Source organism: Arthrobacter cheniae, from assembly GCF_003602275.1.
Lineage (GTDB): Bacteria > Actinomycetota > Actinomycetes > Actinomycetales > Micrococcaceae > Arthrobacter_D > Arthrobacter_D cheniae.
Genome location: NZ_QZVT01000002.1, coordinates 224967 through 237936 on the forward strand (window position 1 = coordinate 224967; position 12970 = coordinate 237936).

General features: G+C 66.3%; 11 protein-coding genes and 1 tRNA gene. 7 read left to right on the plus strand and 5 right to left on the minus strand.

Features of this window, described 5'->3' with window-relative positions; translation table 11 throughout:
• The first annotated feature begins 59 nt into the window (after positions 1-59).
• The 3 genes from msrA (at position 60) to epsC (ending at position 2288) form a co-directional block, all read left to right on the plus strand.
• Entirely contained in the window at positions 60-584 is a 525-nt protein-coding gene (gene msrA / locus D6T63_RS04340) for a peptide-methionine (S)-S-oxide reductase MsrA (protein ID WP_120147799.1), read from the plus strand.
• 117 nt (positions 585-701) lie between these two features.
• Positions 702-1637, plus strand: a complete 936-nt coding sequence (gene cysK, locus D6T63_RS04345) for a cysteine synthase A (protein WP_120147800.1) — start codon at positions 702-704, stop codon at positions 1635-1637.
• A gap of 63 nt (positions 1638-1700) precedes the next feature.
• A complete protein-coding gene (gene epsC, locus D6T63_RS04350) occupies positions 1701-2288 on the plus strand; it encodes a serine O-acetyltransferase EpsC (protein WP_120147801.1) in 588 nt (195 codons plus the stop codon).
• 58 nt (positions 2289-2346) lie between these two features.
• Here epsC and gndA read toward each other — a convergent pair whose 3' ends face one another.
• Positions 2347-3786: an NADP-dependent phosphogluconate dehydrogenase gene (gene gndA / locus D6T63_RS04355; RefSeq protein WP_120147802.1), complete on the minus strand. Its 1440-nt coding sequence runs from the start codon at positions 3784-3786 to the stop codon at positions 2347-2349.
• Between the two features lie 231 nt (positions 3787-4017).
• Between gndA and rlmN the strand changes: the two genes are divergently transcribed.
• Complete coding sequence (gene rlmN / locus D6T63_RS04360; protein WP_235830548.1) at positions 4018-5244, plus strand: 23S rRNA (adenine(2503)-C(2))-methyltransferase RlmN; 1227 nt, start codon at positions 4018-4020, stop codon at positions 5242-5244.
• A gap of 110 nt (positions 5245-5354) precedes the next feature.
• Positions 5355-5427: transfer RNA gene (locus tag D6T63_RS04365), tRNA-Val, on the plus strand.
• Between the two features lie 76 nt (positions 5428-5503).
• On the opposite strand, the gene D6T63_RS04370 is transcribed toward D6T63_RS04365, so the two are convergent.
• The 4 genes from D6T63_RS04370 to D6T63_RS04385 all read right to left on the minus strand — a co-directional run bounded on the left by D6T63_RS04370 (position 5504) and on the right by D6T63_RS04385 (position 8399).
• Positions 5504-6403: a hypothetical protein gene (locus tag D6T63_RS04370; protein WP_120147804.1), complete on the minus strand. Its 900-nt coding sequence runs from the start codon at positions 6401-6403 to the stop codon at positions 5504-5506.
• Positions 6404-6518: 115 nt separating this feature from the next.
• Positions 6519-7481 carry an NAD-dependent protein deacetylase gene (locus tag D6T63_RS04375; protein ID WP_120147805.1) on the minus strand — a complete coding sequence of 321 codons (963 nt, stop codon included), beginning with the start codon at positions 7479-7481 and terminating at the stop codon, positions 6519-6521.
• 30 nt (positions 7482-7511) lie between these two features.
• Positions 7512-7970, minus strand: a complete 459-nt coding sequence (locus D6T63_RS04380) for a redoxin domain-containing protein (RefSeq protein WP_235830549.1) — start codon at positions 7968-7970, stop codon at positions 7512-7514.
• A gap of 9 nt (positions 7971-7979) precedes the next feature.
• Positions 7980-8399 (minus strand): DUF3052 domain-containing protein, encoded by a 420-nt coding sequence (locus tag D6T63_RS04385; protein WP_120147807.1) that lies wholly within the window; start codon positions 8397-8399, stop codon positions 7980-7982.
• 357 nt (positions 8400-8756) lie between these two features.
• On the opposite strand from D6T63_RS04385, the gene aceE reads away from it, so the two are divergent.
• Positions 8757-11510 (plus strand): pyruvate dehydrogenase (acetyl-transferring), homodimeric type, encoded by a 2754-nt coding sequence (aceE, locus tag D6T63_RS04390; protein ID WP_120147808.1) that lies wholly within the window; start codon positions 8757-8759, stop codon positions 11508-11510.
• 119 nt (positions 11511-11629) lie between these two features.
• Positions 11630-12955 (plus strand): PucR family transcriptional regulator, encoded by a 1326-nt coding sequence (locus D6T63_RS04395; protein ID WP_120147809.1) that lies wholly within the window; start codon positions 11630-11632, stop codon positions 12953-12955.
• Positions 12956-12970 lie beyond the last annotated feature (15 nt).

A 12970-nucleotide genomic window follows, 5' to 3' on the forward strand; every position in this document is an offset into this window, starting at 1 on the left:
TCCTCTGCAGGCTGATCCCCACCGGGAATCTTCGGTGCGCGCCGTGCATTGACCTAGTCATGAAGACTTTTGTGCTTGGAGGGGGCTGTTTCTGGTGCCTCGACGCCCTTTACCAGAAGACCGTAGGAGTAACCGAGGTCGTCTCCGGTTACACCGGCGGCCATACGAAGCACCCCGACTATGACTCCGTCTGCTCCGGCATGACGGGCCACGCGGAGGTCGTCGCGGTCAGTTTTGAGGAGACCGTCGTCCCCGAGGATGTCATCCTCGACATGTTCTTCGTCTCCCATGACCCGACGACGCTGAACCGTCAGGGGTACGACGTCGGCACGCAGTACCGCAGCGTCATGTACTACCAGGACGCGGAGCAGAAGGCGATCTTCGACGACGCCATAGCCAAGAACCAGGAGAACTGGAAGAACCCGATCGTGACCGAGGTCAGCCGACTCCCGGAGTTCCATGTTGCTGAGGACTGGCACCAGGACTACTACGCGAAGCATCCCGAGCAGGGCTACTGCCAGGTGATCATCAACCCGAAGCTGGCCAAGGCCCGCAAATATTACTCCCAGTGGCTTGCCGCGTAGGCGCCTCGACCCCCACCCGTTAAGCTGACCGCCGTCCGTCCGGTAGCGGTTTCCTTTCCTGCTGTCCGGCGCGCGACGTCCCGCAATACTCCCGATTAGTGAACAGGCAGGCCCAGCATGGCAAAGATCTACGACGACGTCACCCAGTTGGTCGGTGGCACGCCCCTCGTGCGCCTCAACCGCCTCACGGAGGGGCTCGACGCGCAGGTCGCCGTCAAGCTGGAGTTCTACAACCCCGCCAACAGCGTGAAGGATCGGATCGGCGTCGCCATCATCGACGCCGCGGAGAAGGCCGGAGCCCTCCACCCTGGTGGGACCATCGTCGAAGGGACCTCGGGCAACACCGGGATAGCCCTCGCGATGGTGGGCGCTGCCCGCGGATACAGGGTCATCCTCACCATGCCCGAGACGATGTCCACCGAGCGCCGGGTCATGCTGCGCGCCTATGGTGCGGAGATCGTCCTCACGCCGGGCTCGGAGGGCATGCGAGGCGCCGTCGATCGGGCGAAGGACATCGTCGCGACGACGGAGAACGCGATCTGGGCGCAGCAGTTCGCCAACGCCGCAAATCCCGCCATTCACCGCGCGACGACGGCCGAGGAGATCTGGGAGGACACCGACGGCGCAGTGGACATCTTCGTCGCGGGGGTGGGCACCGGCGGCACGATCACCGGCGTCGGCCAGGTGCTGAAGAAACGCAAGCCCGGCGTGCAGATCGTCGCCGTCGAGCCCGCTGATTCCCCGATACTGAACGGCGGAGCTCCCGGGCCCCACAAGATCCAGGGCCTCGGCGCGAACTTCATCCCGGAGAACCTCGACCGCGACGCATACGACGAGGTCCTCGACGCGACGGTGGAGGACTCCGTGCGCGTGGCCCGCGCCCTGGGTACCCAGGAGGGCATCCTCGGCGGGATCTCGTCCGGCGCCATCGTGTGGGCGGCGCTCGAACTTGCGAAGCGTCCTGAGAACGCCGGTAAGCTCATCGTGGCCATCGTCTGCGACTTCGGCGAGCGGTACATCTCCACGGTGCTCTTCGACGACATCCGCGGCTGAACAGGGTCCGACGGGACTCCTGACCCATCAACCCAGCACGACAACCCCATGTGAAGGTAGCCGGTGAGCTTTCTAGCACGATTGCACGAGGACCTCGAGACAGCGCGTACTCACGATCCTGCTGCCCGCGGGTCCCTGGAGAACACCGTGGTGTACTCCGGGCTGCATGCCATCTGGGTGCACAGGCTCACGCACCGTATGTGGCGCAACGAAAAACTGCGCTTCCCGGCGCGCGCCCTCGCCCAGCTCGCGCGGGCCCTCACCGGCGTCGAGATCCATCCGGCAGCGACGATCGGGCGACGCTTCTTCATCGACCACGGCATGGGGATCGTAATCGGCAGTACTGCCGAGATCGGCGACGACGTGATGCTCTACCAGGGCGTGACGCTCGGCGGTCGGTCACTCGAGAAGGTGAAGCGACACCCCACCATAGGTGACCGCGTCACCATCGGCGCAGGGGCGAAAGTGCTGGGTCCCATCACCATCGGAGCGGGCAGTGCGGTCGGTGCCAACGCCGTCGTCGTGAAGGACACTCCCCCTGACTCGATCGTCACGGGAATACCTGCAACCTTCCGCCACAGGGACTCGCGCCGCGAGACCCTGCCGGCGGTCGATCCGGCGGAGTACGTGGACCCCGCCATCTATATCTGAGGCCTGAACAAGGAAGCCCCCGGACAAGCGTCCGGGGGCTTCCTTGTTCAGGGTGCGATCAGTGGGTGTCGACGGCTTCGATTTCCGACTTGTCTTCGCCCCACAGGGTGTGGAACGTGCCTTCGGTATCCACGCGGTTGTAGGTGTGCGCTCCGAAGAGGTCGCGCAGTCCCTGCGTGAGGGCTGCCGGCAGGCGCTTGCGGCGCAGGCCGTCGTAGTAGGCCAGCGATGCCGAGAAGACGGGCACGGGGATGCCGAGCTGAACGGCCGTCGCGACCACGCGGCGCCAGGCGGGGACGGCTCCTGCGATGGCTTCGGCGAAGGCGGGGGCGAGCAGGAGGTTGGCCGGGCGGGTGTCCGCTTCGGCGTAGGCCTTCATGATGTCGTCGAGGAGTTCGGCGCGGATGATGCAGCCGGCGCGCCATAGCGAGGCGATCTCGTCGAGCTTCAACTCCCAGCCGTATTCCTTGGCTGCGGCGGTCAGCATGTCGATGCCCTGGGCATAGCTGACGAGCTTCGAGGCGTACAGGGCGAGCCGGACGTCCTCCACGAAGGTCTCGGGCAGGTCCACCGACCCCTCATGACCCTGCAGGATGTCCTGGGCCAGCACTCGCTGCTCCTTCTGCGAGGAAAGCGCACGCGCGAACACCGATTCGGCGATGCCCGACGTCGGACTGCCCAGTTCCAGCGCGGAGACCACCGTCCAGCGGCCGGTCCCCTTCTGCCCGGCGGCGTCGACGACGACGTCCACGAAGGGCTTGCCCGTGCGCTCGTCGATATGTCCGAGCACCTCGGCGGTGATCTCGATGAGGAACGACGACAGGGTGCCCGAGTTCCAGTCCGTGAAGATTTTCGCCTGGTCCGCCGGCTCGATACCGGCTCCTGACCGGAGGAGGTCGAAGGCCTCGCCGATGACCTGCATGTCCGCGTACTCGATACCGTTGTGCACCATCTTCACGAAGTGGCCGGCTCCGTCCGTGCCGATCCACCGGCAGCAGGGCTCACCGTTGTACTTGGCGGAGATCTTCTCGAGCATCGGGCCGAGGGAATCGTAGGACTCCCGCGATCCGCCGGGCATGATCGACGGACCGAGAAGCGCTCCCTCCTCGCCGCCCGAGACGCCGACACCGACGAAGTGGAGGTCCTGCCGGGAGAGCGCGGCTTCGCGCCGGCGCGTGTCCTCGTAGTGGGAGTTCCCGCCGTCGATCACGATGTCGCCGGGCTCCAGGAGCGGCGTCAGCTGGTCGATCACGGAATCGACGGGCTTGCCCGCCTTGACCATGATCAACACGCGGCGCGGCTTCTCTAGCGAGTCGACGAGCTCCTGCAGGGTCTCCGTGCGGACGAACTCGCCGTCGTCGCCGTGCTTCTGCAGCAGCGTGTCCGTCTTCTCGATGGATCTGTTGTGGAGGGCCACGGTGTAACCGTTCCTGGCCAGGTTCCGGGCCAGGTTCGCTCCCATGACTGCCAGGCCTGTGACGCCGATCTGTGCGCTCAATGTGTTCTCCGTCGTTTGTCAGCTGCATGCATGACGCTGCATGTACCGGTGCTCCGGCGCGTTCCTGCGCGGGCCGACCGGTCGCTTTCACACTATTACCGTCTGAACACCCGCCGCCACACCGGTGGATGTGAACGGCGTTTTGTGTCTCCGGGCCCAGTAGGAGGGACGTGTCCGACCCGACAGGTTCCCGGCTGGGACGCTGGCGCGATCCATGAAACAATGGTAGGGATGTCCGACGTTACCCTTACCCCTGCTCCCCCCGCCCCGTCTTCCTCGCGCCCCCAGGTGCGTCCCGAGGTCGAGGGCGCACAGCCGATCGTCTCGAGCGACGGTCGGCCCCTGCTGCAGTTCAAATCCCCCCGCGTCAGTCAGCCGCCGGTCCACCTCGCCGATCTCACGCTCGCGGAGCGGCAGGATCGCCTGAAGGAACTTGGACACCAGGGCTTCCGTGCCAAGCAGCTGTCCAAGCACTATTTCTCGCACTACACCACGGACCCGGCCGCCATGAGCGACCTCCCGAAGGCCGGCCGCGAGGAACTGGTCAGTGCCATGTTCCCGCCGTTGCTCACCGAGGTGAAGCGCCTGACGACGGACAACGGCGACACCATCAAGTTCCTGTGGCGGCTGTTCGACGGCGCGCTCGTCGAGTCGGTGCTCATGCGCTACCCCGGCCGCGTCACGCTCTGCGTCTCCTCCCAGGCGGGCTGCGGCATGAACTGCCCGTTCTGCGCCACGGGCCAGGCAGGACTCACCCGCAACATGTCGACGGCGGAGATCGTCGATCAGGTCGTCGCCGCGAACCGCGCCCTGGCCGAGGGTGCCCTGGGCGCCCTGCGCACCGACGGCGGACACGACGCCGACCGCGTGACCAACATCGTGTTCATGGGGATGGGTGAGCCGCTGGCGAACTACAAGCGCGTCATGGGTGCCCTGCACCGCTTCGTCGATGAGTCCCCCGAGGGGCTCGGCATGTCGGCGCGGAACATCACGGTCTCCACGGTGGGCCTGGTGCCGGCCATCAACAAGCTGGCTGCGGAGTCCCTGCCGGTCACCTTCGCCCTGTCCCTCCACGCACCAGACGACGAGCTGCGCGACGAGCTCATCCCGGTCAACACCCGGTGGAAGGTGGACGAGGCCCTCGATGCCGCCTACAACTACTACCGGACCACCGGCCGCCGCGTCAGCATCGAATATGCCCTGATCAAGGACATGAACGATCACGCCTGGCGTGCGGATCTGCTGGCGAAGAAGCTGAACCAGCGTGGACGCGGGTGGGTGCACGTCAATCCGATCCCCCTCAACCCGACGCCCGGCTCCATCTGGACCGCGTCCGAGAAGAGTGTCTCGACGGAGTTCATCAACCGCCTGCGTGCAGCCGGCATTCCGACCACGCTGCGCGACACCCGCGGCAAGGAGATCGACGGCGCTTGCGGCCAGCTCGCCGCCGGCGAATAGCGGTACGCAGCTCTGCTCCGATTGGCGCGATCGCTCGCCGAGCCGGTATAGTCGAGCCTCGTGATGATGCCCGATCCGCTGAACACGGCGAGGGTGCAGCACACGCGTCAGGGTCTTTAGCTCAGCTGGTAGAGCGCCACGTTTACACCGTGGATGTCATCGGTTCGATCCCGGTAGGACCCACAGATTGATCAGGTAGAAGAAGGGAGCTTCGCGGCTGCGGGGCTCCCTTCTTCGTTCCGCTGATCCGTTGTCAGGGTCAGTTCCCTGCCGGCCGCACTTCCTGCGCTTCGACCCCAGCGGCGTCGCTGCCCGTGCCCGGTTCCTCGAAGATCGGCTCGAGGAGCTCCGGGGGGATACCCGGAGGAGTGGGTTCGTGGAAGGGGATCGATTGCGGGGGGAGGCAGGTGTAGGGATCCGACGGTTCCGTCCACCAGGCCCCCGCGTCCGTGATGGGGCACTGAGGGTAGGACGGCTCGGGCAGCGTCTCCGGCGGTAGGTCGCCGCCCATTCCGCTGCCGACTCCCCCGCCACCCTGGCCACCCGTTTGTGGGGCATCCGCACCCGATCCGGCCGCTGCGGGACCGACGTCGGCCGGAAGCGGCTGATCGATGACAGGAGCTGGTGTGACAGTGACCACGCCGACCGCCGGGTCGATCGGCGACGGGCTGGTTCCAGGGAGGTCGACAGGCGAGGGGCTGACTGCCAGAAGGTCGACAGGAAGGTCGATCGTAGGGATGACCAAGGGGTCGATCGCGGAAGAACCGGGGGTAGCGGCATCGGCAGCAGCTGCAGCACTGGTCGCCCAGGCAGCCTGGCCCGATGTCGACGCCGATTCCGGCACAGCGGCAACAGGGCTCTGCAGGTTTGCGGGCACCGGACCGGCGGGTACCGCGCCGGCAACCACCAGGCCGGGAGTGCCCGGGACAGCAGAATGGCGGCTGGTCGTGTCCGGCGTCGGCAATACTTCCTGGGGTACGACCGATGCGGTAGCGCTGCCGACTTCCTCGCCCGGGGTGCTGGCCGGCAGGACATCGCGCTGGACAGATCCGAAGGCCCAGGTGTGACCCGGCCCCTGGAAGTCGCAGGCAAGGGGCGCGACGACGACGGCCGCTACGGCACTGAGAGTTACGGCGAGAGACTTGATCGAAGAACGCATTTTCCACCCCGGCTTAGAGACCTATGGGATGACCATAGGGCGAACCGGCGGGAGCTGAACCAGTAACCCCTACTCACATCCGAGAGGGACTACTTGCACGGGCGGGAAACGACACCTAGTCCTGTGACAGGTCAGGCAGGCGCTCGGCGAGGTAGGACAGGGCCTCGGAGACCCCGGCTTCGACCTTCAGCGAGGCGAACTCGTCACCGCGTGTCCAGCCGCGGTTGACGATGACCACCGGCTTACCCGCTTTGTAGGCGTGGCGGACGAACCTCAAGCCGCTCATCACCGACAGGGAGGAGCCCGCAACGAGGAGGCCACCAGCCGCATCCACCATGGCGTAGGCATCGGCGACGCGGTCCTTCGGTACGTTCTCACCGAAGTAGACGAAGTCGGGCTTGAGCATGCCCCCGCAGACGGGGCACGGCGCCACGATAAAACCAGCCGTGTCGTCGACCTCGGCATCGGCATCGGGTGCGACGTCACCGGCGTCGGATTCGCGCTCGAGATAGCCCGGATTCAGGTCCTCCAGGATCTCGGCGATACGGGCTCGCGGGAACGCGGAGGAACACTGGAGACACACCACCAGGTCGAAGGTGCCGTGAAGGTCGATGACGTTCGTGCTTCCTGCCGAGGAGTGCAGCTTGTCGACGTTCTGCGTGATCAGGCCGGACAACAGTCCGCGCTGCTCCAACTGCGCCACGGCTTCGTGTCCCATGTTCGGGTCGGCCCGGCGGAGGTGCCGCCACCCTACGTGGTTGCGCGCCCAGTAACGGCGCCGCAGGGCTTCGTCGCCCACGAACTGCTGGTAGGTCATCGGGCTACGCGGCACCGATTGCGGACCGCGGTAGTCGGGTATCCCGGAGTCGGTGCTCAGGCCCGCTCCAGTGAGGACGGCCAACCGTAGGCCACTGAGAAGGGCGACGGCCTGATCCAGCAGTTTCCGCTCCTGCTGGTCGAGCGGTTTGAGCTCCCTGGTCGGCATGCCGCTGACGAAGCCGGTCAGACCGAGCCTCGGACGGGACTCCGGTCCGGGCTGGTCCTCACGCGCGCCCGAACCGTCACCCGCTTGGATCATCGGAAGGTCCGCTCCGGGATCATTGCAGGGTCACAGCGCCGCTTCGACCGCAGACAGTGCTCGGGAATAGTCGGCGATGGGGCGTCCCTGTCCGTGCTCGGAGGACACGACGGCTCGGACGGTACCGGCACCATCCAGGACATAGCTCACGCGTTCGGCATAACCCTTGGTCTCGTCGAAGGCAGCGAAGGTTCGGGTGACCAAGCCGTGCGGCCAGAAGTCGGCCAGGAGGTCGAAGGAGATGTCGTTCGCGTCCGCGAAGGCGCGCAGCGTGTACTTGTGATCGACGGAGATCGCTACGAGGGTGACGCCGGCGGCGTCGAACAGATCGAGGTTGTCCCGCAGTTGCCCCAGCTCGTCGGTGCACACGCGTGAGAAGGCGAACGGGAAGAACACCAGGACGGAACCGCCCACGAGGGACGAGCTCTCGACCGTCTCCCCGAACTGGTTCGCGAGGGTGAAGGTCGGCGCGACAGACCCTATCTCCAACGGCACGGTCTACTGCTTCCGTCGGCTGACGAGCCGGGTCGCCGACCATTCCCTGGACACGCCCGCCGAGGAGGTCGAGTGCAGTCCCGCCGTCGGTGCAGCCTCCTGGACATCGGCGGGAGAGACATAGCCGGGACGGCCGGACTTGGGTGTGAGGAGCCACACCACGCCGCCGGCTCCGAGCGACGTGAGCGCGTCCACGAGAGCATCCACGAGGTCGCCGTCACCGTTCCGCCACCAGAGCATCACACCGTCGACGACGTCCTGGTCGTCCTCCGTGAGCAGTTCAGCTCCGAGCCCGTCCTCCAGTTCCTCCCGGAAGTCGAAGTCGACGTCGTCGTCGTAACCGAGTTCCTGAACAAGGTCTCCATCCTTGAAACCCAACTTGCCTGCCACGTTGACCGCAGTGGCGGCTTCAGCCTCGCTCACTTAGCTCCTCCTGGAAAAACGGGACTGTCGCCTGACGTGTCCTCGTATAGATATACATTGCTACCAGCCAACACCTTTATACGCCAAGCATCAAGCCGGAGGGCGCTTTTGGCGGCTTGGGCGGCCAAGGAGGTGCGGCAGCCGCCCATCCCCTGGTGTCCGTGCACGCCCTCGGCGTAATCTGCCGGGCGGCCCTCCCCCCGCTACGCAGAGGAGGCACGGCGGCGATAGAGTGAATGGATAGATGGCCGCGGTGCTAACGCCGGTCGGCCCAGCATGCATCTCTGCGTGGGCCCATGAGCCGTGCGCAGGCATAAAGCGACACAGACATAATCTGTGGAAGTGGAGAGATATCGCGTGGCTGTAGAACAAGGTACGGCGGATATTCTGAGCGGTCTGACGGTCGGCAAGCCCGACGGGGATCCCGAGGAGACCGCCGAGTGGATCGAATCCCTCGACCAGCTGATCCGCACCCAGGGCACCGAGCGCGCGCAGTACATCATGCGCTCGCTCCTTCAGCGTGCGGGTGCGCAATCCGTGGGCGTGCCCATGGTCACGACGACGGACTATGTGAACACGATCCCGGCGGATCAGGAGCCCGAATTCCCCGGCGATGAGGAGATCGAGCGGAAATACCGTGCCTGGCTGCGCTGGAACGCTGCCGTCATGGTGCACCGTGCGCAGCGCCCCGAGATCGGCGTCGGCGGTCACATCTCGACCTATGCCGGAGCGGCAACCCTCTACGAGGTGGGCTTCAACCACTTCTTCAAGGGCAAGGACCACCCCGGCGGTGGTGACCAGGTCTTCTTCCAGGGCCATGCCTCCCCCGGGATGTATGCGCGCGCCTACCTCGAGGGCCGGCTGACCGAGGAGGACCTCGACGGGTTCCGGCAGGAGAAGTCCAAGGAGGGCCACGCGCTCTCCTCGTATCCGCACCCCCGCCTGATGCCCAAGTTCTGGGAGTTCCCCACCGTTTCCATGGGCATCGGGCCCATGAACGCCATCTACCAGGCACAGTCCAACCGCTACCTGCACAACCGCGGCATGAAGGACACCTCCGACCAGCAGGTCTGGGCGTTCCTGGGCGACGGCGAGATGGACGAGCCCGAATCACGCGGCCTGCTGCAGCTGGCGGCCAACGAGAACCTCGACAACCTCAACTTCGTGATCAACTGCAACCTCCAGCGCCTCGACGGTCCCGTCCGCGGCAACGGCAAGATCATGCAGGAGCTCGAAGCGTTCTTCCGCGGCGCCGGCTGGAACGTCATCAAGGTGGTCTGGGGACGCGAGTGGGACTCGCTCCTGGCCAAGGACGACGACGGCGCACTGGTCGACATCATGAACCAGACGCCCGACGGCGACTACCAGACGTACAAGGCCGAGTCGGGCGGATTCGTCCGGGACCACTTCTTCGGGAAGTCGCCGGCGACGAAGGCGATGGTCGAGGACCTGACGGACGCGGAGATCTGGAACCTCAAGCGCGGCGGCCACGACTACCGCAAGGTCTTCGCGGCGTACAAGGCCGCAACGGAGTTCAAGGGCAAGCCCACGGTCATCCTCGCCAAGACCGTCAAGGGCTACGGCCTGGGTCCGCACTTCGAGGGCCGCAACGCGACCCACCAGATGAAGAAGCTGACCAACGAGGACCTCAAGGCGTTCCGCGACCACCTGCGGATCCCCGTCACCGACGAACAGATCGACGACGACCTCTACAACGCCCCGTACTACCACCCGGGAGCGGATTCGCCCGAGATCAAGTACATGCTCGAGCGCCGCCGCGAGCTCGGCGGGTTCGTACCCGAGCGGCGCACGAAGCACGTCGACATCGTGCTGCCGGGCGACAAGGCGTACGAGATGGCCAAGCGCGGGTCGGGCAAGCAGATGGCCGCCACGACCATGGCCTTCGTCCGCATCCTGAAGGACCTCATGCGGGACAAGGAATTCGGCAAGCGGATCGCCCCGATCATCCCCGACGAGGCCCGCACGTTCGGCATGGACTCGTTCTTCCCCACAGCGAAGATCTACAACCCCAAGGGCCAGAACTACCTGTCCGTGGACCGTGACCTGATCCTCGCCTACAAGGAATCCGTCGAGGGACAGATCCTCCACGCCGGGATCAACGAGGCCGGCTCCATGGCTGCGTTCACGGCGGCCGGAACGGCCTACGCCACCCAGGGACAGCCGCTGATCCCGATCTACGTCTTCTACTCCATGTTCGGATTCCAGCGCACCGGAGACTCCATCTGGGCCGCCGCGGACCAGATGGCGCGCGGCTTCATCATCGGGGCCACCGCCGGACGCACCACGCTCACCGGCGAAGGACTCCAGCACGCCGACGGACACTCCCCGATCCTCGCGTCCACGAACCCCGCAGTGATCACCTACGACCCGGCCTTCGGATACGAGATCGGACACATCGTCCGCGACGGCCTCAACCGCATGTACGGCGACGTCGGCGACAAACCCGAATCCTTCCGCAACGTCATGTACTACATCACCGTCTACAACGAGCCCTTCGTGCAGCCCGCGGAGCCGGAGGAACTCGACGTCCAAGGACTGCTCAAGGGCATCTACCTCCTCAAGCCCGCGAAGGTCGACGGGCCCCGCACCCAGCTGCTCGCCTCCGGCGTCGCAGTACCCTGGGCGCTCGAGGCACAGAAGATCCTCGCCAAGGACTGGGGAGTGTCGGCCGACGTATGGTCCGTCACGTCCTGGAACGAACTGCGCCGAGACGGCCTCGACGCCGAGGAGGAAGCCTTCCTCAACCCCGGCGCCGAAGCCCGCAAGCCGTTCATCACCCAGCAGCTCGAAGGCGCGACCGGCCCGATCGTCGCGGTCTCCGACTTCATGAAGGCCGTTCCCGACCAGATCCGCCAGTTCCTGCCCAACGAGTTCGCCACGCTCGGCGCTGACGGTTTCGGTTTCTCCGACACCCGCGCAGCGGCGCGACGGTTCTTCAAGATCGACAGCCACTCCGTCGTCGTCCGCGCCCTGGAAATGCTCGCCCGCCGCGGCGAGGTCGACGCCAACGCCCCCAAGGAAGCCATCGAGAAATACCGCCTGCTCGACGTCACCGCCGGCACCACAGGCAACGCCGGCGGCGACTCCTAACACGCAACCCCCCGGAAGGGCGACGGCGGGAAGCAGCTTCGGGCTGCATCCCGCCGTCGCCCTTTTTGTAGCCTTCTCACAAATGGAGCCCAGCGGCGTCGAGACCGTATGCTCGAAGGATGCCGCAGCCCGAAGATGCTCCCGGTCGCTCTCCCGGCGCCGTCGGAGCGACGAATGCAGGAACCTCTCCCCCGGACCCCGCGACCGTCGAGAAGCTGCGCGCCACTATCGGGTCGCTGTCGACCGCGACCCTGAAACAGCTCGACGCCGACCTCCCGTGGTACCGCGGTCTTCGCCCGGACGAACGATCCGCCCTCGGGATGGTGGCTCAGAAGGGCATCGCCTCCTTCGTCAACTGGTACCAGAAGCCCGTGTCACCGGCGTGGGTGCTCAGTGATGTCTTCGGTACGGCGCCCACCGAACTCACGCGGTCGATCAGCCTGCAGAAGGCACTTCAACTCATCCGGGTGGTGGTCCAGGTCGTCGAGGACCACGTGCCGTTCCTGGCGCCGGCCGCCGATCAGGCGCCGTTGCGGGAAGCCGTCCTCAGATACTCGCGGGAGGTCGCCTTCGCCGCAGCAGATGTGTATGCCCGCGCAGCCGAGACGCGGGGGTCCTGGGACACGCGACTGGAGGCACTCGTCGTCGACGCCATCCTCCGGGGGGAGAGCTCCGACGCACTCCGCTCGCGCATCGCCGCCGTCGGGTGGAAGTCGCAGGCGCGCATCACCGTGATGGTGGGCAGCGCCCCGCAGGAACCCAATGCCGGCTTCCTCAACGAGCTCCGCCGCGTCACCGCGCGCCTCGCCGAAGATGTCCTCGTCGGCATTCAGGGTGACAGGCTCATCCTCGTGCTCGGTGGCGTGCGGGACCCGGGGAAGGCCTATCCGAGGATCAGCGAACTCTTCGGTGACGGCGCCGTGGTGTTCGGGCCGGAAGCAGAGTCGCTCGTCGCCGCCAGCAGTTCGGCGCAGGCCGCCTTCGCCGGTCTGACGGCTGCTCGCGCCTGGCCCGACGCGCCCCGCCCCGTCTCCTCGGAGGACCTCTGGCCCGAACGTGTGATGTCCGGGGACGACACCGCCCGACGCGCCATCGTGCGTTGCATCTACCGACCGCTCCTCGCGGCGTCGAACGGGCTCGAGCAGACGCTTTCCGCCTATCTCACCCTCGGTCACTCACTCGAAGCCACCGCGAGGTCGCTGTTCGTCCATGCCAACACCGTCCGCTACCGCCTGCGGCGTGTCTGCGACGTGACGGGTTGGGATCCCCTCATCCCCCGTGAGGCCTACGTCCTTCAGACTGCACTGGTGGTGGGACGGCTCGCGGCCGGCGCAGCCCCGCCGGCGTCCTCCGGCGGGACCACGGCCGGAATCACCCGGGCCGTCCGCTCGCGCGGCGCCGACAAGCGTGCGCCTGCTGCCGTGGGCCGCCCCAACGGCTTGTAGACTTCCTACAAAGAG